The 24,048-nt window shown below is 74.3% G+C and carries 1 protein-coding gene; it reads right to left on the reverse strand.

From position 1 onward, the window contains the following. Positions 1–2 precede the first annotated feature (2 nt). Positions 3–24,023: a non-ribosomal peptide synthase/polyketide synthase gene (locus ACFYX4_RS32775; protein WP_389340976.1), complete on the reverse strand. Its 24,021-nt coding sequence runs from the start codon at positions 24,021–24,023 to the stop codon at positions 3–5. Positions 24,024–24,048: the final 25 nt, after the last annotated feature.

Raw genomic sequence — 24,048 nt, forward strand, 5'->3', positions numbered from 1 at the left:
GGTCAGTCCTCCTGGTGGGAAAGGGTGGTGTCACCGGTGGCCTCGGTGAGGCGGGCGGCCAGGATCGGTCCGATCTGGGCCAGCGAGCCGGCTTCGGTCATCTTGTTGTGCCGGGTGGTGATCTGGTGTGATTCGATCCGGCCCGCGATGTACGGGCGCCAGGTCGCGGGCCCGGCGTCGTCCCCGTCGCGGTCGATCGTCGAGTTGAACAGCAGCAGGTCGCCGTCGAACCCGGCGGGGACGAAGTCGACCGCCAGCTTCGCGTTGTTGATCATGATGTGGACGATGACCTCGATCTGCTGCTCCGACAGGCCTTGCAGGGCGCTGCCCCGCCGGTTCAGGACCTCGGCGACCTCGCCGTAGGTCAGCTCCCGGTCGCCCAGTTCGTCCGGGTCGACGTCGAGCACACCGACGAGCACGTCCCGCTCGGTGGGCACGGGCGTCTCCTCGAACTGAACGTCCTTCACCGGGTAGGCGTCGAGGACGGCAAGGAGCGCGGTCCGCTCGCCGCGCGCCTGTAGCTCGCAGGCGAGCGCGTGGGCGATCAGCCCGCCGGCGGACCAGCCGAGCAGCAGGTACGGGCCCTCGGGCTGGATCTTGCGGATCTGGTCGGCGTAGTCGGCCGCCATCTCCTCGAAGGACGTCGGCAGGGGCTCGGGGCGGCCGAGGCCGCGCGCCTGGATCGCGTAGACGGGGTGCTCGGGACCGATGTGGTTCAGGAGCCCGCTGTACGACCAGCTGATGCCGCCGCCGGGGTGGACGCAGAACAGCGGTGTGCCGGCCCCGGTCGAACGCAGCGGCAGCACCACGTCCAGGGCGTCGTCGGGGTCGTTCATGACCAGGCGCTCGGTGAGGCCGGCCACGGTCGGCGCCTCGAACAGCATGCGCAGGCCCAGCTCCAGGCCGAGGGTCTCGCGGACGCGGGAGGCCAGACGGGCGGCCAGCAGCGAGTGCCCGCCCAGGTCGAAGAAGTTGTCGTCGACGGCCACCTGCTCCCGGCCGAGGACCTCGGCGAAGAGGCCGCACAGCAGTTGCTCCTGCGGCGTCCGGGGGCCGCGCCCGGCGCCCGGCGCGCCGTACTCGGGGGCGGGCAGGGCGGCCCGGTCCAGCTTGCCGTTGGCGGTCAACGGCAGCGTGTCCAGGGTGACGAACGCCGACGGCACCATGTAGTCGGGCAGTTCACGGCGCAGTCGCCCGGAGAGCTCGCCGGCGTCGGGCGCGCCCTCGGGGGCGGGCACCAGGTAGGCGACCAGCCGCTTGTCGCCGGGCCGGTCCTCGCGGGCCACGACGGCCGCCTGGGCGACGCCCGGGCAGCTCGCGAGGATCGCCTCGATCTCACCGGGCTCGATCCGCAGGCCGCGGAGTTTGACCTGGTGGTCGGTCCGTCCGGCGAACTCCAACGTGCCGTCCGTCCGCCACCACGCCAGGTCGCCGGTGCGGTACATCCGGCTTCCGGGCGGCCCGTACGGGTCGGCGGTGAAGCGCTCCGCCGTCAGGCCGGGCCGGCCGAGGTATCCGCGGGCCACGCCCGTCCCCGCGAGGTACAACTCGCCGACCAGGCCCGTGGGCACCGGCCGCAGACGGTCGTCGAGGACGTAGGCGCGCATGTTCGCCATCGGCGCGCCGATCGGCACGGTCGCGGCGTGCTCGGGGAGGGTGTGCACCGGGTGGCGGGTGGCCAGGGTGGTGGCCTCGGTGGGCCCGTAGCCGTTGACCACCTCGATGCCGGGGCAGGCGGCCAGCACCCGGGCGACGGCGGTCGGGGAGACCACGTCACCGCCGGTCCAGACCTCGCGCACCCCCGCGAGCAGGGCCGGCCGCTCCTCGGCGACCAGGCGGAACAGGCCGGCCGTCAGCCACAGACCGGTCACCCCGTGCGTGCTGATCGTGTGTTGCAGCAGGTCGAGGTCGAGCCGCTCGGGCGGTGCGACGACGACCCGGCCGCCGTTCAGCAGCGGCACCCACAGCTCGTAGGTCGACAGGTCGAAGGCGGTCGGGGAGTGCATCAGCACCCGTTCGTGTCCGCCGCCGCGGTATTCGGGGGTGAGCGCGAGGCCCGCCACGTCGCGGTGGGTGACGGCCACGCCCTTCGGCCGGCCGGTCGAGCCGGAGGTGTACATGATGTAGGCCAACTGCCGCTGATCGCAGCGCACTTCGACGGCGGACGAGTCGGGTTCCCCCGAGATCAACGCGGTGAGCGCCTCCTCGGTGAGCACGAGCGCGACCCCGGCCTCCTGGAGGATCAGGTCGATCCGGGACTGCGGGAAGCGCGAGTCGAGGGGCGTGTAGGCGCCGCCCGCCTTGATGATCGCCAGGAGCGCCACAACGAGGTCCGCCGAGCGGTCCAGCAGCACCGCGACCGGTGTCTCCGGTCGTACGCCCTGGCGGATCAGTGCCCGCGCGAGGCGGTTGGACCGCTGGTCGAGTTCCCGGTAGGTCAGCTCGGTGGCGCCCGCCACGACGGCCACCGCGTCCGGGGTGGCGCGCACCTGGCGGGCAAACAGCTCCGGCAGCGCGGCCTCGGGCAGCTCGAACGCGGCACCGGTCGCCCCGGACAGGAGCCGGCCGCGTTCCTCGTCGGACATGATGTCGATCCGGCTGATCGGCCGGCCGGGGTCGGCGACCGCCGCGCGCAGCAGGCGTGCCCAGCGCTCGAACAGCAGCTCCACGGTGGCCGGTTCGAACAGGTCGGTGGCGTACTCCACCGCGCCGGCCAGGCCGTCGGGGCCGCCGTCCGGGCGGAACTGCTCGGCCAGGCTGAACGTCAGGTCGACCCGCGAGGTCCCGGTCGACGCCTCCAGGTGGCAGGTCTGGAGACCCGGCAGCGTGAACTCGCCCACCGGCGCGTTCTGAAGGGCCAGCATGATCTGGAACAGCGGGTGGTGCGACAGCGAGCGGGCCGGGTTGACCACCTCGACCAGGTACTCGAACGGCACGTCCTGGTGGTCGTAGGCGGCGAGCGCCTTCTGCCGCACCCGGTCGAGCAGTTCGGCGAAGCCGGGGTCGCCGCTCGTGTCGGTGCGCAGCACCAGCGTGTTGACGAAGAAGCCGACGAGCTCGTCCAGCGCCTGGTCGGTGCGGCCGGCGATCGGGCTGCCCACGGGGATGTCCGTGCCGGCGCCGAGCCGGGTGAGCAGCGCGGCGAGGCCGGCCTGGAGCACCATGAACACGCTGGCGCCGCGCGCGGCGGCCAACTCCCGCAGCGCCTGGTGCAGTTCGGGGTCCAGCAGGACCGCGACCCGGCTGCCCAGCTGGGAGGCCACCGGCGGCCGGGGCCGGTCGGCGGGTAGCTGCACCTGCTGCGGAATGCCCGCCAACTCTTCTTTCCAGTAGGCCAGTTGCCGGGCGAACAGGCTGTCCGGGTCGGCGGCGACGCCGAGCAGGTCGCGTTGCCAGCAGGTGTAGTCGGCGTACTGCACCGGCAGCGGGGACCACCGCGGCTCCTCGCCACGGCAGCGCGCCGCGTAGGCGGCCGCGAGGTCGCCGGAGAGCGGCCCCATCGACCAGCCGTCGGCGGCGATGTGGTGCACCACGACCAGCAGCGCGTGCCGGTCGGGCGCGAGTGCGTACAGCTCCGCACGGACCGGCGGTTCCGCCGCCAGGTCGAAGCCCCGCCGGGCCGTCTGCGCCAGCCGCTCGGCGAGCCGGCTCTCGTCGAGCTCGACCACCGGCAGCTCCGGGTGCGCCTGTGCAGCGCTCAGCACGACCTGGTACGGCACGCCGTCCGTCTCGCGGAAGACCGTCCGCAGGCTCTCGTGCCGGGCGATGACGTCCGCGAGCGCGGCGTGCAGGGCCGGGCGGTCGAGTTCGCCGGTCAGGCTCAGCGCGAGCGGCATGTTGTAGGTGGCGCTGGGCCCGTCCATCCGGTGCAGGAACCACAGGCGGCGTTGGGCGAAGGACAGCTCCACGCGGTCGGGTCGCGGTCGGGCGGTCAGCGCGGGCCGCGCCGTGCCGGAGCCGTCGAGGCGGGCCGCGAGGCCGGCCACGGTCGGCGTCTCGAACAGTGTCCGGACTTCCAGCTCCGCGCCGAGGGCCGCCCGGACGCGGGAGGCCAGGCGGGTCGCCAGCAGTGAGTGTCCGCCCAGGTCGAAGAAGCTGTCCTCGACGCCGACCTGGGTCAGGCCGAGCACCTCGGCGAACAGCCCGGCGAGGAGCTGTTCCTGCGGGGTGCGCGGCGCCCGCCCGGCTCCGGCCGGGCCGAGGTCGGGTGCGGGCAGCGCGCGACGGTCGAGCTTGCCGCTGGCCGTCAGCGGCAGCATCTCCAGCGCGACGAACGCCGACGGGATCAGGTAGTCGGGCAGTCGCCCGCGCAGCCATGCGCGGAGTTCGCCGATGAGGGCGCCGGCGCCCCGGCCGCCGGTCGGGCGGTTGGTCAGCGACGACAGCGGCCTGCCGGTGGTCCGGGCCGACCGGTACGGCTCGACCGGGGAGCCGTGACACGCCCGCGGATCGGCGAAGACGACGTCCAGGGCGTCGGCCTCGGTGGCCGACCAGGTGACGCCCACCCAGCGGCCGAACTCCAGCCCGATGGCCCGGAAGTCCTCCGGGTCGGGGAGTTCGCTCTCCTCCGGATCGTGCAGCCGCTCCAGCAGCTCGGCGAGCGGGGTGTCGCCGTTGTGCACCGCCAGGGAAAGGGCGGCCTCGCGCAGCACCCGGCGGTTCGGCACGCCGGTGATCCGCAGCACGTCGGCGGGCGGCTGCGCGAGGAGTTCGCGCAGCTCGGCCGGTCCCGAGAGCCGGCGGCCCCACTCCAGCTCGACCGTCCGGCCCGGGGCCGCCGGAGCGACCGGGGCCTTGTGCAGCGTCACGTCGTAGCGGTAGCGGGTCAGTTCGTTGTGGTGGCGGCCGCGCTTGACCTCCACGGCCACCGCGCCGATGTCCGTGCCGTGCTCCCGCAGTTCGGTGAAGAAGTCCGGGTCGACCAGGAGTTCCTTCTCCACCCTGACGGCCTGCTCCACCGCGCGGCGCACCGCTGCGAGGTCGCCGCCGGCACCGGCGCGGTGCAGCTGGACCGCGGTGGCCAGCGGGCGCAGCAGCCGCAGGTTGCGGACGTCGCCGACGAAGAGCGTGCCGCCGGGGGCGAGCAGCCGCATCAGCTTCCCGATCACGTCCGCGAGGTAGTCGGCGGACGGGAAGTACTGCACCACCGAGTTGATCACGACGGTGTCGAACCGCCCGGCCGGCAGGCCGTCGGTGTCGTGCGCCGGGCGGGTCTGGAGTACCACGCGCTCGGCGAGGTCGTCCTGCCGGGCGACCTGCGCGGTGAGCGCGTCGACCGCCGTGGCGGAGAAGTCCGTCGCCCAGTAGGTCTCGCAGTGCGGTGCGATCCGCGAGAGCAGCAGTCCGGTGCCGACGCCGACCTCCAGCACCCGGCGGGGGCGCAGGGCCAGGATGCGGGCCACCGTGGCGTCCCGCCACTCCCGCATCTGCTCGACCGGGATCGGGCTCGCGTCGTAACTGCTGTTCCAGCCGACGAAGTTCTGGCCGAAGCCGGCTTCGCCGGGGGTGATGGGCAGGGCGTCGTAGATGTCCTGCCACTCGCCGACGTGGTCCGCTTCCAGGCCGCTGTCCCGGACCTCGTCCTCGCGCGGGACGACGTAGCCGACGAGCCGGTCGTCCAGGGCTAGGACGGCGGCGCGGGCGACGGCGGGATGCTCGGCCAGGGCCGTCTCGACCTCGCCGGGCTCGACGCGGAAGCCGCGCACCTTCACCTGGTCGTCGGCACGGCCGACGTACTCCAGCTCGCCGTCGCCGCGCCAGCGCACCAGGTCTCCGGTGCGGTACATGCGCTCACCAGCCCCGAACGGGCAGGCGACGAACCGTCCGGCCGTCAGGCCCGGCCGGTTCAGGTAGCCGCGCGCCAGTCCCGCGCCCGCGACGTACAGCTCCCCCGCCACGCCCGTCGGCACCGGCCGCAGCCGCTCGTCGAGCACGTACACCCGGGCGCCCGCGATCGGACGGCCGATCGGCGGCACGCCCGCCCCTGGGGACAGCGGGTCGCTCATGGTCGCGCACACTGTGGTCTCGGTCGGGCCGTACGCGTTGATCATCCGACGGCCCGGCGCCCAGCGGTCCACCAGTTCCGGCGGACACGCCTCGCCCGCCACCACCAGCGTCGACACCCGCAGCGAGCCGTCCGGCACGGCGGCGAGGACGGACGGGGGCACGGTCGCGTGGGTGACCGCGAGGTCCGGGTCGGTCAGCGCGGCCACCGGGTCCGCCGTCGGGGGCAGCACGAGGGCCGCGCCGCGCAGCAGGGCGGTGTAGATCTCCGACACCGAGGCGTCGAAGCTGGGCGAGGCGAACTGGAGCACCCGGCTGTCGGGTTCGATCGCGAAGCGCTCGATCTGTCCGGCGACCAGGCTCGCGACGCCGCCGTGGCCGACCACGACGCCCTTGGGGCGGCCGGTCGAGCCCGAGGTGTAGATCACGTAGGCCGGATGGCGGACGTCGAGCGCGACCACGGGGTCGGTCTCCGGCCAGTCGCCGTCGGCGACCGTCGCCGGGTCGTCGATCATCGCGGCCGGGCGGGCGTCGTCCAGCATGTAGGCGATCCGCGCCCGCGGGTACGCCGGGTCCACCGGCAGGTACGCGGCCCCGGCCTTCAGCACGCCCAGGACGGCCACCACGGACTCCACCGAGCGCGGCAGGGCCACGGCCACGGTCTGCTCCGGGCCGATGCCCCGCGCGATCAGCGCATGCGCGAACCGGTTCGCCCGGGCGTTCAGCTGCCGGTACGTCAACTCGGCCGCGCCGCACACCAGCGCGACCGCGTCCGGTGTCGCCGCCACCTGCGCCGTGAACGCCCGCGGCACCGGGACGGCCTCCGCCTCCCGGGCGGTCGCGTCGCCCCGCTCCAGCAGACGGTGCCGCTCGTCGGCGTCGAGGAGCTCGATCCGTCCGATCGGCCGGCCCGGGTCGGCGGTGACCGCCTCCAGCAGGCGCGTCCAGCGCCTGGCGAGCGCCGCGACCGTCGAGCGGTCGAACAGGTCGGTGGCGTACTCCACCGCGCCGACGATCCCCGCCGGGCTCCCGTCCGGACCGAATTGTTCGACGAGGCTCACACCGAGGTCGAACTTGGCGGTTTCGGTGGCCACCGCGTAGGTCGCGACGTCCAGGCCCGGCAGGGAGAACCGGCCCATCGGAGCGTTCTGCACCGCCAGGATCGTCTGGAACAGCGGGTGGTGGGACAGCGAGCGGGACGGGTTCAGCGCCTCCACCAGGTGCTCGAACGGCACGTCCTGATGCGCGTACGCCGACAGCGCCGTCTCCCGCACCCGCCCCAGCAGCTCGGCGAACGTCGGATCCCCGCTCGTGTCGGTGCGCAGCACCAGCGTGTTCACGAAGAACCCGACCAGGTCGTCCAGCGCCTCGTCGGTACGCCCCGCGATCGGACTCCCGATCGGGATGTCCGTGCCCGCGCCCAGCCTCGTGTACAGCGCCGCCAACGCGGCTTGGAGCACCATGAACAGGCTCGCGCCCGATGTGCGAGCCAACTCCACCAGCGCCGCGTGCAGTTCGGGGCTCAATTCGAGGCCGACGTGGTCCCCGTGCCGGCCGGCGACGGCCGGCCTCGGCCGGTCGGTGGGCAGTTGGAGCAGCTCCGGCAGGTCGGACAGCTGACGCTTCCAGTAGTCGAGCTGCTCGGCGAACCGGCTCTGCGGGTCGGCGGCGTCGCCGAGCAGGTCGCGCTGCCACAGCGTGTAGTCGGCGTACTGCACCGGCAGGGCCGGCCGGTGCGGCGCGCGGCCTTCGCACCGGGCGGCGTACGCCTCGGCCAGGTCGCGTGCCAGCGGGCCGGTGGACCAGCCGTCACCGGCGATGTGGTGCATCACCAGCAGCAGCACATGCTCGTCCGGCGCGAGCGCGAACAGCTCCGCCCGCAGCGGCGCTTCGGCCTCCAGGTCGAAGGGCCGCCGGGCGAACTCGGCGAGCTGCTCGGTCAGTTCGGCCTCCGGCACCTCGGTCAGCCGCGCCCGGGGCCGTGCCTCGGCCGGGGGGAGGACGTGCTGGCGGGGTACGCCGTCGACCTCCGGGAACACCGTCCGCAGGCTCTCGTGCCGGGCCACCACATCGGCCAGCGCCTCGTCCAGCGCCGCCCGGTCGAGCGTCCCGGTCAGCCGGAGCGCCAGCGGGATGTGGTAGGTCGCGGCGGCGGCGTCCATGCGGTGCAGGAACCAGAGTCGGCGCTGGGCGAAGGACAGCGGCACCGCCTCCGGCCGCTCGCGCGTGGCCAGCGCCGGGCGGGCGGGGCCGGTCCCGGTCAGCGCCTCGGCCAGGCCGGCCACGGTGGGCGCCTGGAACAGCGCGCGCAGCCCCAGTTCCGCTCCGAGCACCGAGCGCACCCGCGCGGCCAGCCGGGTGGCGAGCAGGGAGTGCCCGCCCAGGTCGAAGAAGTCGTCGTCGAGCCCGACCCGCGGCACGCCGAGCACCTCGGCGAACAGCTCGCACAGGATCTGCTCCTGCGGCGTGCGCGGCGCCCGCCCGGCCTCGGCCGAGCCGGGTTCGGGAGAGGGAGAGGGAGCGGGCAATGCCGCCCGGTCCAGCTTCCCGTTCGGCGTCAGCGGCAGCGTGTCCAGCACCACGAAGACGGCCGGTACCAGGTAGTCGGGCAGCCGGTCCCGCAGGTACGCCGCCAGCTCCGCAGGGCTCGGGGGTCCCGCCGGCCGGAGGCTGGTGGAGGCCGTGTCGGGACGGGCCGCGACATAGCCGATGAGCCGGTCGTCCCGGGCGAGCACGGCGGCCTGGGCGACGGCGGGGTGCTCGGCCAGCGCCGCCTCGACCTCGCCGAGTTCGACGCGGAAGCCGCGCACCTTCACCTGGTCGTCGGCACGGCCGACGTACTCCAGCTCTCCCCCAGCCTCCGGCCGGGGGGACCCCCAGGTCCGGCGGCGCACCACGTCCCCGGTGCGGTACATGCGCTCACCCGCCGGGCCGAACGGGCAGGCGACGAACCGCCCGGCCGTGAGCCCCGGCCGGTTCAGGTACCCGCGCGCCAGGCCGGGGCCGGCGACGTACAGCTCCCCCGCCGTCCCCGGCGGCACGATACGCAGCCGCTCGTCGAGGACGTACACCCGGAAGCCCGCGACCGGCCGGCCGATCGGCGGTACGCCGGACCCCGGGGACAGCGGGTCGCTCATGGTCGCGCACACCGTCGTCTCCGTCGGACCGTACGCGTTGATCATCCGCCGGCCCGGCGCCCACCGGGCCACCAGCTCGGGCGCGCAGGCCTCGCCCGCCACCACCAGGGTGGCGGCCGTGAGGCCGGTGCTCTCCACCGCGGCCAGGGCCGAGGGCGGAAGGGTCACATGGGTGACGTCGAGCCGGCGGTCCGTCAGGGCCTCCAGCGGGGCCTCGGCCGGGGCCAGGACGAGGGCGGCGCCGGTGAGCACGGCACCGCACAGGTCCCAGAAGGACGCGTCGAAGCTGGGCGAGGCGAACTGGAGCACCCGGCTGCCCGGCGCCACGCCGAGCCGGTCGGCCTGCGCCGCCACCAGGCCCGACACGCCGGCGTGGCTCACCACGACGCCCTTGGGTCGACCCGTCGAGCCCGAGGTGTAGATCACGTAGGCCGGATGCCGGACGTCGAGCGCGGTCCGGGGGTCGGTGTCCGGCCAGTTCCCGTCGGTCACCGTCGCCGGATCGTCGACCACCTCGGCCGGCCGCGCGTCGTCCAGCATGAACGCGATCCGCGCCGCCGGGTACGCCGGATCCACCGGGAGGTACGCGGCCCCGGCCTTCAGCACACCCAGGACCGCCACCACGGACTCCACCGACCGCGGCAGGGCCACGGCCACGACCTGCTCCGGACCGACCCCTTGAGCCATCAGGGCGTGCGCGAACCGGTTGGCCCGAGCATCGAGTTGACGATACGTCAGCTTCGCGTCACCGCAGACGAGAGCGACCGCGTCCGGTGTCGCCATCGCCTGCGCCGCGAACAGCTCCGGCAGACTCACCCCCGCCGCGCCGCCCTCGACGGCGGGCAGCAGTGCGCGGCGCTCCTCGGCCGACAGCAGGTCGATCCCGCCGATCGGCCGGTCGGGCGCGCCGGCGACCGCGGCCAGCATCCTGGTCCACCGGGCGACCAGGGCCTCGACCGTCGGGCGGTCGAACAGGTCGGTGCTGTACTCGACCGCGCCGCCGAGCCCGGCCGGCGCGCCGTCGGGCCCGTACTCCTCCGTGAACCCGAAGGTCAGGTCGAGCCGCGCGGTCCCGGTGAGCACGGTCACCCCGGAGACCTTGAGACCCGGCAGCTCGAAGTCACCGCCCGGCGCGTTCTGGACGACCAACCCAGTCTGGAACAGCGGGTGGTGGGACAGCGAGCGGAACGGGTTCAGCGCCTCCACCAGGTGCTCGAACGGCACGTCCTGATGCGCGTACGCCGACAGCGCCGTCTCCCGCACCCGCCCCAGCAGCTCGGCGAACGTCGGATCCCCGCTCGTGTCGGTGCGCAGCACCAGGGTGTTGATGAAGAACCCGACCAGGTCGTCCAGCGCCTCGTCGGTACGCCCCGCGATCGGACTGCCGATCGCGATGTCCGTGCCCGCCCCCAGCCTCGTGTACAGCGCCGCCAAAGCGGCCTGGAGCACCATGAACAGGGTCGCACCCGAGCGTCGCGCCAACTCCACCAGGGACGCGTGGAGTTCGGCGTCGATCCGGAGTTCCAGCAGGTCGCCGCCGTACGACATGGCGGCCGGCCGCGGCCGGTCGGCAGGCAGCCGCAACTGCTCGGGCAGTCCGGCCAACTCATCTGTCCAGTAAGCGACTTGCCGGGCGAACATGCTGTCCGTGTCGTGCTCGTCGCCGAGGATCTCGTGCTGCCACAGGGTGTAGTCGCCGTACGTCACCGGCAGCGGCGGCCAGGCCGGCGCCCCGCCCCGCTGCCGTGCGGTGTAGGCGGTGGCCAGGTCACGGGCCAGCGGGCCCATGGACCAGCCGTCCCCGACGATGTGGTGCAGCACCAGCAGCAGCACGTGCTCGTCCGGCGCGAGCGCGAACAGCTCGGCCCGCAGCGGCACTTCCGAGGTGAGGTCGAATGCCCGCACCGCCGCCTCGCGCAGCAGGGCGGGCATCTCCGCGTCGCCGGCCGCGCGTACGGTCAGCGGGACCGTGGCCTCGGTGGTGTCCAGCACCCGCTGGTACGGGACTCCGGCGGTGTGCGGGAAGACCGTGCGCAGGGTCTCGTGCCGGGCCGCCACGTCGGCGAGCGCGGCGCTCAGCGCGGCCCGGTCGAGGTCGCCGGACAGCCGCAGGGCGAGCGGCAGGTGGTAGGTGGCGCTCGGCGCCCCGAACTGCTGGAGGAACCAGAGCCGGCGCTGCGCGAACGACAGCGGCATCGGTTCGCGGCGCGGCTGGGGCACCAGGGCCTGCCGCGCGGCGCCGGCGTCGTGCAGCCCGGCCGCGAGCCCGGCGGGCGTCGGCGTCCGGAACAGGCCGCGCAGTTCCAGCTCGACCCCGAGGGTCGCCCGAACCCGCGAGACCAGCCGGGTGGCGAGCAGGGAGTGCCCGCCCAGGTCGAAGAAGCCGTCGTCGACCCCGACCCGTGGCACGCCCAGCACCTCGGCGAACAACGCGCACAGGATCTGCTCCTGCGGTGTGCGCGGCGCACGGCCGCCGGCGGTCGTGCCCGGCTCCGGCGCGGGCAGCGCCGCCCGGTCCAGCTTGCCGTTCGGCGTCAGCGGCAGCGCGTCGAGCAGCACGAACGCGGACGGCACCAGGTAGTCGGGCACCCGGTCGCGCAGGTACGCCGCCAGCGCCGCCGCGGTCGCCCCGGCCTGGGCCAGGGGGACGACGTACGCGACGATCCGGTCCTCCCGGGCGAGCACCGCGACCTGGGCGACGCCCGGGTGCGCGGCCAGCTCGGCCTCGATCTCACCCGGTTCGACCCGGAACCCGCGGACCTTCACCTGGTGGTCCACCCGGCCCGCGAACTCCAGCTCGCCGTCGGCGCGCCAGCGGACCAGGTCACCGGTGCGGTACATCAGCGTGCCGGCCGGGCCGTACGGGTCGGCGACGAACCGTGTGGCGGTGAGGCCGGGCCGGTTCAGATAGCCGCGGGCGAGGCCCGACCCGGCGAGGTACAGCTCACCGAGCACGCCGGGGGCGACCGGCCGCAGAGCCGAATCGAGCACGTAGACACGGCAGTTGGCGATCGGCCGTCCGATCGGCACCGGCAGCGGGCAGTCGGCGGGATCGGCCGGCAGCGAGTAGGCGGTGATCACATGGGTCTCGGCGGGCCCGTAGTGGTTGTGCAGCGTCCGGCCCGGTCGGCGGGCCTGGAAGCGGCGCAGGGCGCCGCCGAGGCGCATCGCCTCACCGGCCTGCGCGATCAGCCTCAGCTTCGGCAGCTCAAGACCGGCCTCCTCGGCGGCCTCGGCCAGCGCCTCGACCACCAGGTTGGGCGCGAACAGCTCATCGACCCCGTGCCGGTCCAGCCAGCGGGCGAACAGCTCGGCGCTGCGGCGCTGCTCCTCGGTCGGCACCACGAGGGTCTTGCCGTACAGCAGCGCGGACAGCGTCTCCTGCACGGAGACGTCGAAGCTGATCGCGGTGAACTGCGCGGTGCGCGTGCCGGGTTCGCCGCCGACGGAGCCATGGTGCCACGCCAGCAGGTTCAGCAGCCCGGCGGCGGGCATCACCACGGCCTTGGGCCTGCCGGTGGAGCCCGAGGTGTAGATGACATAGGCCGGGTGGCGCGCGTCCACGGCGACGGCCGGATCGTGCTCCGGCAGGTCCCCGTCCGGTGTGACGGCCGCGAGGTCGTCGAGCACCACGGCCGGCCGTGCGTCCTGGAGCATGTACGCGATACGGGCCGCCGGGTAGTCCGGGTCGACCGGCAGATAGGCCGCGCCGGTCTTGAGCACCGCGAGGACGGCGACCACCAGCTCGGCCGACCTCGGCAGCCGCAGGGCGACGACCTGCTCCGGCCCCACCCCGCGCGCGATCAGCGCGTGCGCCAGGCGGTTGGCCCGGCGGTTCAGCTCCCCGTAGGTCAGCACGGTGTCCTCGAACACCACCGCCGGGGCCTCGGGGGTGGCCCGGACCTGCGCCTCGAACAGAGCGGGCAGGCCGGCCTCGGGAGCCGGGCAGGCGGTGTCGTTGCGTACGACCAGCAGCTCGTGCCGCTCCTCCGGGGTGAGGACGTCGATCCGGCTCAGCGGCAGGTCCGGCGCGGCGACCACCGACGCCAGCAGCCGCAGCCACCGGTCGACCAGTGCCTGCACCGTGGCGGGGTCGAACAGATCGGTGCTGTACTCGACCCGCCCGACGATGCCCTCGGCCGGCCCGCCGGTGCCGCCGCGCTCCAGCAGGTGGAATCCGAGGTCGAACATCGCCGTCGGCGTCCGCACCAGGACGATCTCGGCGGCCAGACCGCTCAGCGCGAACTCGGTGCGGGGCACATTTTGCAGCGCGAGCAGCACCTGGAACAACGGCTGACGGGCGAGCGACCGGGACGGGTTGAGGGCCTCGACGACGTGCTCGAACGGCAGGTCCTGGTGCGCGTACGCGGCCAGCGCGCCCTCGCGGACCCGGCCCAGCAGCTCGGCGAAGGTCGGGTCGCCGCTGGTGTCCGTGCGGAGCACCAGGGTGTTGACGAAGAATCCGACGAGGTCGTCCAGGGCCTGGTCGGTCCGGCCGGCGATCAGGCTGCCGACCGGGATGTCCTCTCCCGCGCCGAGCTTGTCCAGCAGCGCCGCCAGCGCGGCCTGCAACACCATGTAGGCACTGGCGCCGTGCTCCCGGCCCAGCCGGACCAGCCCGGCGTGCAGTTCGGCGTCCAGTTCGATCGCGAGGTGGCCGCCGGAATGGGAGGGGGTCGCGGGGCGAGGGCGGTCGGCGGGGAGCCGGATCTGCTCCGGCAGGTTCGCCAACTGCTCGCTCCAGTAAGCCTGCTGGCGGGCGAACAGGCTGTCCTGGTCGGCCGGGTCGCCGAGCAGCTGGTGCTGCCACAGGGTGTAGTCGGCGTACTGCACGGGCGGTGGCGCCCATCGCGGTTCCTCGCCCTGGCGGCGCGCCGCGTAGGCGGTGGCCAGGTCGGCGGCCAGTGGGCCCAGCGACCAGCCGTCACCGGCGATGTGGTGCGTCACCAGGAGCAGCACGTGCTCGTCCGCCGAGACGGCGAACACCTCGGCGCGCAGCGGCGGTTCGGCCGCGAGGTCGAAGCCGCGCGCTGCGACCGCCGTCAGCAGTTCCGGCAGGTCCGTCTCGTCGGCCGGGGTGACCGACAGCGTCGGGCGCGCCGCTCCGGTGGCCAGCACCTGCTGGTAGGGCACGCCGTCCGTGGCCGGGAAGACCGTGCGCAGGGTTTCGTGCCGGTCGACGACGTCGCCCAGCGCCGCTTCCAGGGCCGCCAGGTCCAGCGGGCCCGTGAGCCGCCATGCGAGCGGCATGTTGTAGACCGAGTCCGCGCCCTCGAGTTGGCGCAGGAACCACAGCCTCCGCTGAGCGGACGACAGCGGCACCAGCGCGGGCCGATCCGCCCGTCCCAGGGCGAGCCGGGCCCGGTCCGCGCCGCCCAGTACGGCGGCCAGTCCGGCCACCGTCGGGGTCTGGAACAGGGTGCGCAGCGCCAGTTCCACGCCCAGGGCCGCGCGGACCCGGGCCACCAGCCGGGTGGCCAGCAGGGAGTGCCCGCCCAGGTCGAAGAAGTCGTCGTCGACACCGACCTGCGGCAGGCCCAGCACCTCGGCGAACAACCCGGCCAGCACCTGTTCCTGGGGAGTGTGCGGGGCCCGGCCGACCCGGGACGCCGCGTACTCGGGCTCGGGCAGGGCGCGCCGGTCCAGCTTGCCGCTGGCGTTCAGCGGCAGGGCGTCGAGGACGACGAACGCGGTCGGCACCATGAAGTCCGGCAGCCGCTCGCGCAGATGCGCCCGCAGGTCCTCCGGCCGGAGCTCCGCCCCGGTGGCGGGCACCGGGTAGGCGACCAGCCGGGTGTCCCCCTCCCGGTCCTGGCGGACGATCACGGCGGCCCGCGCGACCTGCGGGTGTTCCGCCAACGCCGCCTCGATCTCGCCGAGTTCGATCCGGAATCCCCGCAGCTTGACCTGGTCGTCGATGCGGCCGAGGAACTCCAGGTTCCCGTCCGGTCCCCACCGCACCAGGTCACCGGTGCGATACATACGCCCTCCTCGCCCGCCCTCGGGCAGGAGGGGCCCACCGCTCGGGCCGAACGGGTCCGCCACGAACCGGCCCGCGGTCAGGCCCGGCCGGTTCAGGTAGCCGCGCGCCAGCCCCGCACCGGCGATGTACAGCTCACCCGGCACACCCGCGGGCACCGGCTGCAACGCGGTGTCGAGCACGTGCAGCCGGACGCCTGCGAGCGGCCGGCCGATCACCGGGCGCGGGCTCGACTCAAGCGGCGCGACGACCGCGTCCACCGTGCACTCCGACGGCCCGTAGTAGTTCAGGCAGGACACCCCGTCGGCTGCCCTCAGCTGCTCCCACAGCTGGTCCGGTACGGCCTCTCCACCCATCGAGACCACCGCCGGACGCCCCCGCGGGTCGTCCAAAAGCCCGCGTTCGACGAGGACTTGCAGGTAGGACGGGGTGGCGTTGACATAGTCCAGCCCGGCACGCGCGGCGTAATCGACGAAGGCATCCGGGTCGGACCGGGTCGCCTCGTCCAGGACGTGCAGTTCGTGGCCCGCGTACAGGCAGGACATCTGGTCGCAGGAGGCGTCGAACGACACCGACGTGGTCAGCCCCACCCGCATCCGCTCCCCCGTCCGGAACATCAGCGCACACTGGTCGGCGAACAGGTTGCGCAGGCCGCCGTGCGTCGCCACCACGCCCTTGGGCTTGCCGGTGGAACCGGAGGTGTAGATGACGTAGGCCGGATGACGCGGGTCGACGGCCACCGCGGGATCCGTCGACGGGCACCCCGCCACCAGCGCGGTCGTCTCCGGGTCGTCGGCCACCAGCCATCCGGCGGGACCGGTGTCCGGCAGTCGGCCGCGGGTGCGGGCGTCGGTCACCGCCAGGACCGGCCGGGTGTCGTCGAGCATGTACGCGATCCGCGCCGCCGGGTACTCCGGATCGACGGGAACGTACGCGGCGCCGGTCTTCAGCACCGCGAGGATCGTCACCATCAGCTGGGCCGAGCGCGGCAGCGCCACCGCCACCAGCCGCTCCGGTCCGGCGCCCCGCGCGATCAGCGCATGTGCCAGCCTGTTCGCCCGCGCGTCCAACTCCGCGTAGGTCAGCGACACTTCCGGTCCCACCAGTGCGACGGCGTCCGGAGTGGCACGCACCTGAGCCCGGAACAGCTCCGGCAGACTCTCGGTGAAGGCCTGGGCCGCCGGCCCCGTGCCCAGCGCCGTCAGTTCACCGCGCTCCTCGGCGGTGAGCAGCCCGAATCGGCTGAGCGGCCGCTGAGGGTCGGCGATCGCGGCGCGGAGCAGCCGGACCCACCGCCCGAACACCGTCTCGACGGTGGCCGGGTCGTACAGGTCGCTGGTGTACTCGACGAACCCGTCGATCCCCTCCGGGGAGCCGTCCTGCGCGTACCGCTCGGACATCGTGAAGATCAGGTCGAGCTTGGCGGTGGCCGACGTCGACGGCATGTCGGCGACGCGCAGCCCGGGCGGCGTGAAGTCGGCGTGGGGCGCGTTCTGGAGTACCAGCATGACCTGGAAGAGCGGGTGGTGCGCCAGCGACCGTACCGGGTTGAGGGCTTCGACCAGGTACTCGAACGGGAGGTCCTGGTGCGCGTACCCGGCCAGCGCGGTCTCCCGGACCCGGCCCAGCAGTTCGGCGAACGTCGGATCGCCCGAGGTGTCGGTGCGGAACACCAGGGTGTTGACGAAGTAGCCGACCAGCTCGTCCTGCGCCTGGTCGGTCCGGCCCGCGACCGGGCTGCCGATCGGGATGTCGTCGCCCGCGCCGAGCTTGCTCAGCAACACCGCAAGTCCCGCCTGGAGCACCATGAACAGACTGGTGCCGTGGGCGCGGGCGAGCTCGCGCAGCCCGCGGTGCAACTCGGCGTCCAGCCCGGCCCGTACGGTGCCGCCCCGGTGCGAGGCGACCGCCGGGCGGGGTCGGTCTCCGGGCAGCTGGAGCTGCTCGGGGAGGTCGGCCAACTGGCGGGTCCAGTAGGCGGCTTGGCGCGCGAACAGGCTGTCCCCGTCGGCCGCGTCGCCGAGCAGCTCGTGCTGCCACAGGGTGTAGTCGGCGTACTGGACCGGCAGTTCCTCCCACCGCGGCTCCTCGCCGCGGCGGCGCGCCGCGTAGGCGGTGGTCAGGCCCCGTGCGAGCGGGCCCAGCGACCAGCCGTCGCCCGCGATGTGGTGGAGCACCACCTGGAACACGTGCTCGTCCGCCGCCAGCTCGAACAGCCCGGCGCGCAGGGGCACATCGGCCGCCAGGTCGAACGGGCGGGCTTTCGCCTCCGCCACGGCGGCCGGCAGCCCGGCCTCGGTGGTCCGGCTCACGAGCAGCCGCGGGCGGGCCGCCTCGACGTCCAGCACCCGCTGGTGCGGCACGCCGTCGACCGTCGGGAAGACGGTGCGCAGGCTCTCGTGCCGGGCCACCACGTCCGCCACGGCGGCCTCCAGGGCCCGCCGGTCCAGCTCCCCGGAGAGCCGCCAGGCCAGGGAGATGTGGTAGTTCGCGCCGGCCTCCTCCAACTGGTGCAGGAACCACAGCCGCCGCTGCGCGTACGACAGCGGGATCGCCTCGGGGCGCTCGCGCCGGGCCAGGGCGGCCTGCGCCGGTCCGGCCGCCGCCGCCAGGGCGGCGGCCAGGCCGGCCGGGGTCGGCGCCTCGAACAGGGTGCGCAGCGGCATTTCCACGCCGAGCGTCGCGCGGATCCGGGCGGCCAGGCGGGTGGCGAGCAGCGAGTGCCCGCCCAGGTCGAAGAAGCCGTCCTCGACGCCGGCCGACGCCACACCCAGGACCTCGGCGAACAGCTCGCACAGGACCTGCTCCTGCGGGGTGCGCGGGGTGCGGGCGGTGGCCGCCGGGGCGAGGTCGGGGGCGGGCAGGGCCCGGTGGTCCAGCTTGCCGTTGGCGGTCAGCGGCAGCGCGTCCAGCACGGTGAACGCCGACGGCACCATGTACTCCGGCAGCCGCTCCCGCAGGTGCGCGCGCAGTGCGGCCGGACTCGGTGCGTCACCCGCGGCCGGCACCAGGTAGGCGACCAGCCGGGTGTCGTCGGCCCGGTCCTGGCGGGCCAGGACGGCGACCTGGGCGACGCCGGGGTGCGTGGCCAGCGCCGCCTCGATCTCGCCGAGCTCGATCCGGAAGCCGCGCACCTTCACCTGCTGGTCGGCGCGGCCGACGTAGCGCAGGCCGCCGTCCGCCGTACGGCGCACCACGTCGCCGCTGCGGTACATCCGCGATCCCGGTGATCCGAACGGGTCGGCCACGAAGCGCCCGGCGGTCAGGCCGGGCCGGTTCAGGTATCCGCGCGCCAAACCTGGGCCCGCCACGTACAGCTCGCCGGGCACGCCCGGGGCCACCGGCCGAAGGTGGGCGTCCAGCACGTACGTCCGCAGGTCCGCGACGGCCGCGCCGATCTCGCCGGCGGCGGTTCCGGCCGGGTCGAGCGCCGCGTGCGTGACGTGCACGGTGGTCTCGGTGATGCCGTACATGTTGACCAGCCGCGGCGCGTCGTCCGGGTGCCGCTCGTACCAGCTCGCCAGCCGGGCGTGCTCCAGCGCCTCACCGCCGAACACGACGGTCCGCAGGGCGAGTTCACGCGGCTGCTCGGCGTCCGCCCGCATCAGCTGGTAGAACGCGGACGGCGTCTGGTTGAGCACGGTGACGCGTTCGCGGGCGAGGAGTTCCAGGAAGCGGCCGGGCGAGCGGCTGGTCTCGTGGTCCACGACCACCAGACGGCCGCCGTGCAGCAGCGGACCCCACAGCTCCCACACCGAGAAGTCGAAGGCGTAGGAGTGGAAGAGCGTCCAGACGTCGTCGGCGGAGAAGCCGAACAGCTTCTCCGTGGCGTCGAACAGCCGCACCACGTTCCGGTGCGGGACGACCACGCCCTTGGGGTCGCCGGTGGAGCCGGAGGTGTAGATGACGTAGGCGGCGTGGCCCGGGTCGAGGGGGACCTCCGGGTCCGTGTCCGGCAGCCCGTCCAGGTCGGCGGCGTCCAGCAGCAGCCGGTCCACCGGGTCCGCGCCCGGCAGGTCGCCGGTCCGGCTCGTGGTCACGAGGAGCGCGGGCCGGGCGTCCTTCAGCAGGTAGGCGATCCTGGCGGCCGGGTACCGCGGGTCCACCGGCACGTAGGCGCCGCCCGCCTTCAGCACGGCGAGCACCGCGACGACCTGCTCCGCCGAGCGCGGCAGGGCCAGCGCCACGCGCTGCTCCGGGCCCACCCCCCGGTCGATCAGGGCGTGCGCGAGCCGGTTCGCGCGGGCGTTCAACTCGCCGTAGGTCAGGGTGACTTCGCCGTCCGTGAGGGCGACCGCGGCCGGGTTCGCCCGTACCCGCCGCTCGAACAGCGCGGTCAGGCTGCTCCGCGACGACTTCTCGCTCCGGTCGGTACGCGCCGGGAGCAGCGCGCGGAGCTCGTCGGCCGACAGCACGTCCACCTGGCCGATCCGCCGGCCGGGGTCGGCGACGACGGCGCGCAGCAGCCGCAGCCATCGCTCGACGATCCCGGTCACGGTGGTCTCGTCGAACAGGTCGGTGCTGTACTCCACGACGCCCGACAGGCCGTCCTCACCGGGCTGTTCGGCCAGGATGAAGGTCAGGTCGCACTTGGCGGTCCCGGTGTGGACCAGGCCGGTCGCCACCCGCAGCCGGGGCAGGTCGAACGTGCCGAGGGGCGCGTTCTGCAACGCGAGCATGGTCTGGAACAGCGGGTGGTGCGCCAGCGACCGGGCCGGGTTCAGCGCCTCCACCAGGTGCTCGAAGGGCACGTCCTGGTGCGCGTACGCGGCGAGCGCGCCGGTGCGTACCCTGCCCAGCAGTTCGGTGAACGACGGGTCGCCGGAGAGGTCGGTGCGCAGCACCAGGGTGTTGACGAAGAAGCCGACCAGGTCGTCCGCGGCCTCGTCGGTGCGTCCGGCGATCGGTGTGCCCACGGGGACGTCGGTGCCCGCGCCGAGTTTGCCCAGCAGGGCGGCCAGCCCGGCCTGGAGGACCATGAAGAGGCTGGCCCCGCCGCCGCGGGCGAGCGTGCGCAGCCCCTGGTGCAGCTCGGCGTCGATGCGCACCGGCAGATGGGCGCCCCGGTAGGACATCGCGGTCGGCCGGGGCCGGTCGAAGGGCAGCTCCACCTGTTCGGGCAGGTCCGCCAACTGGTCTCGCCAGTAGGCGAGTTGGTTGTGCAGCAGGCTGTCCTGGTCCGAGCCGTCTCCGAGCAGCTCCCGCTGCCAGAGGGCGTAGTCGGCGTACTGGACCGGCAGCGGCGACCACTCCGGCTTCGCGCCCTCGGCGCGGGCCGCGTAGGCGGCCGTGAGGTCGCGTGAGAGCGGCCCCGTCGACCAGCCGTCGCCGGCGATGTGGTGCACCACCAGCAGCAGCACGTGCTCCTCGGCCGCCAGCCGGAAGAGTTCGGCGTGCAGCGGCGGCTCCTCGGCGAGGTCGAAGGCGTACCGGGCCGCCCGCGCCAGCCGCTCGGGCAGCTCGCGCTCGCCGAGTTCGGTCATCCGCAGCCGCGGCCGGGACTCCTCCGGGGCCAGCACCCGCTGGCACGGCTCGTCGTCGACCGTCGGGAAGACGGTGCGCAGGCTCTCGTGCCGCTCGACCACGTCCGCCAGGGCGGCTTCCAGGGCCCGCCGGTCCAGGCTCCCGGACAGCCGCAGGGTCAGCGGGATGTTGTAGGTGGCGCTCGGGCCCTCCATGCGGTGCAGGAACCACAGCCGGCGCTGCGCGAAGGACAGCGGGACGGTCTCCGGGCGCTCGCGCCGCCCCAGCGCCGGACGCGCCCGGCCCGCGACGTCCACGGCCGCCGCCAGTTCCGCCACCGTCGGCGCGTCGAACAGGTCGCCGAGCCGCAGCTCCACGCCGAGGAGCGAACGGGCCCGCGCGACCAGCCTGGTGGCCAGCAGGGAGTGCCCGCCGAGGTCGAAGAAGCTGTCGTCGAGGCCGGGCTCGGCCACCCCGAGCACCTCGGCGAACAGCCCGGCGAGCAGGTGCTCGGTCGCGGTGCGCGGTGCGCGGCCCGGCACGGCGGGCTGTCGCTCGGGCGCCGGGAGGGCCCGCCGGTCGAGCTTGCCGTTCGGGGTCAGCGGCAGCACGTCCAGCAGCACGTACGCGGCCGGCACCAGCTGCCGGGGCAACCGGTCCCGCAGATGGTCGCGCAGGGCGGCGCCGGTCACGGCGGCGCCGGGCTCGGGCACCGCGTAGGCGACCAGCCGGGGTTCCTCCTCGGTGCGCACCGTCACGGCGGCGCGGGCGACCTGCGGGTGCTCGGCGAGAACGGCCTCGATCTCACCGAGCTCGACGCGGAAGCCGCGGATCTTGACCTGGTCGTCGGTGCGGCCGAGGAACTCCAGGTTCCCGGCCGCGTCCCAGCGCACCAGGTCACCGGTGCGGTACATCCGGGACCCGCTCGGACCGAACGGATCCGCGACGAACCGCCCGGCGGTCAGCCCCGGCCGGCCGAGGTAGCCGCGTGCCAGTCCCGCGCCCGCGATGTACAGCTCACCCGCCGCACCGGTCGGCAGCGGCCGCAGAGCGCCGTCGAGCACGTACAGCCGGGCGTTGGCGACCGGTCGGCCGATCACCGGGCGCGGGCTCGACTCCACCGGCGCGACAACCGAGTTGACGGTGCATTCGGACGGTCCGTAGAGGTTGAGGCAGGACACGCCCTCCGCCGACCGCAGTTGCTCCCACAGCCGCTCCGGGACGGCCTCGCCGCCCGCCGCGACCAGCGCCGGACGCCACCGCGGGTCGCTCAACAGCCCGTGGGATACGAGCACTTGGAGGTAGGACGGGGTGGCTTCGAGGTAGTCCAGACCGCAGCGCGCCGCGTAGTCGACGAAGGCGTCGGGGTCGGTCCAGGTCGCGTGCTCCAGGACGTGCAGCTCGTGGCCCCCGAACAGGGCGAGCAGCTGGTTCCAGGAGGCGTCGAAGGACACCGAGGTGGTCAGCGCCACCCGCAGCCGCTGCCGCGCCTTCAGCACCGGCGCGAAGTGCACCTGCCGGAGGTCGGTGAGCAGATCGAGCAGGCCGCCGTGGGTCGCCGGCACGCCCTTGGGCCGTCCGGTGGAGCCGGAGGTGTAGATGACGTACGCCGGGAGACCCGGGGCGACGGCCACCATCGGATCGGCCGCCGGGCAGCCGGTCACCAGGGCCGCCGTATCCGGGTCGTCGAGCACCAGCCGGTCGACGGGCGCGGCCTCGGGCAGCCGCCCCTCGCCGCGGGAGTCGGTGACCAGCAGGGCCGGCCGGGCGTCGTCGAGCAGGTACGCGATCCGGGCGGCCGGGTACTCGGGGTCGACCGGCAGGTACGCCGCGCCGGTCTTCAGCACCGCGAGGATCGCCACCACCAGCTCCGCCGAGCGCGGCAGGGCCACCGCCACCCGCCGCTCCGGGCCCGCTCCCCGGGCGATCAGGGCGTGCGCCAGCCGGTTGGCCCGCGCGTCCAGTTCCGCGTACGTCAGCGAGACGTCGCCGCACACCAGCGCGACCAGGTCCGGAGTCGCCCGGACGTGCTCCCGGAACAGCTCCGGCAGGCTCGCGGCCGGGGCCTGCGCCACCGGCCCGGAGCCGAGCTCCGCCAGTTCGCGGCGTTCCTCGGCGGTGAGCAGTTCGATCCGGCCCACCGGCTCGTCCGGGTCGCAGTCCGCGACGGCGTCGAACAGGGCGAGCAGCCGCCGCTGGTGCGCGACGAGGTCGTCGTCGCCGTACGCCTCCGGCGAGCCGTGCAGCCGGAGCAGCGGAGGGTTGCCGTCGCGGTAGTCGAAGACCCAGACGGCGAGGTCGGTGGTCGACCCGGACACGAAGTGGTGCACGGAGGCCGGGTGCCCGGCGAAGCTGGGCCGGGAGTTGAAGGCCATGATGTTGACGATCAGCGGGAACGCCGTCCCGATGCCGCCGGGGGCGCCGAGGTCGCGCAGCAGGTCCTCGCTGCGGTAGCGCTCGTGCGCGACGGCCTTGTCGACCTCCCGCGCCGCCTGGGCGACGAGTTCGCGCCACGGCATGCCGGGCCGCACCGTCAGCCGCAGCGGCACCACGTTGGACATCGTGCCCGGCACCGCCGTCAGGTCGCGGTCGGCGCCCCGACGGGCGGTGACGGGCAGGGCGAGCACCACGTCGTGGTCGCCGGTCAGCCGGTGGGCGTAGAGCGCCGTCGCCGCGACCAGCAGCCGGGACCACCGGACGCCGCAGCGTCCCGCCGCCGCGCGCAGGGCGTCCGGGCGGCGCAGTTCCCGCTCCTCGGCCAGTCCGAGGGCGCGGTGCGGGTCGGTCACGGAGATGTGAGTGAGCCGGGTCGGGGCGGGCAGGTCGGCGAAGCGCTCGGTCCAGTAGGCGCGGTCGGCGGCGAAGTCGGTGGAGGCGCGGTAGGCGGCGTCGCTGTCGACCAGGTCCCGCAGCGAGCCGAACGGGCAGGGCGGCACGGCGCCGCCCTCGGCCAGTGCCGAGTACACCTCGCCGACCCGCTGCCGGAGCATGGAGCTGCTGATGGCGTCCAGCACCACGTGGTGGTAGTTCAGGTACCAGAGGTACGCCGTCGGCGAGGCCTTGATCAGCGCGTGGCCGAACAGCGGATCACGGGCGAGGTCAAGCGGGCGCAGCAGGTCCCGCTCCATCCATGCCACGGCCGCCGCCCGGGGGTCGGGCTCTCCGCTGAGGTCGAGGTGGGCCGGCGCCCAGTCCCAGCTCTCCCGGAGGACCTGGCGCGGGCCCTCGCCGTCGTCGACGAAGGTCACGTGCAGGGCGTCGACCTCGTCGACCACCCGGCGCAGCGCGGTCTCGAACAGCTCTCGGTCCACCGGCCCGTGGATCTCCAGGCACTCGCCGACGCGGTAGCCCGGGATCGGCGTCCGGGAGCGCTGCTCGGCGAGCCAGATCTCGCGCTGGGCCGCTGTCAGGGGAAGGGCGTCACCATCGCGACGGGACATGGGGGTACCTCCGAGGGGGTGGGCA

Origin of the sequence: Streptomyces sp. NPDC002328, from assembly GCF_042890065.1 — a bacterium.
GTDB lineage: Bacteria > Actinomycetota > Actinomycetes > Streptomycetales > Streptomycetaceae > Streptomyces.

Excerpts from the sequence above, each read along its gene's own strand:
- ACFYX4_RS32775 (WP_389340976.1), bottom strand. The coding sequence starts at position 24,023 with ATGTCCCGTCGCGATGGTGACGCCCTTCCCCTGACAGCGGCCCAGCGC.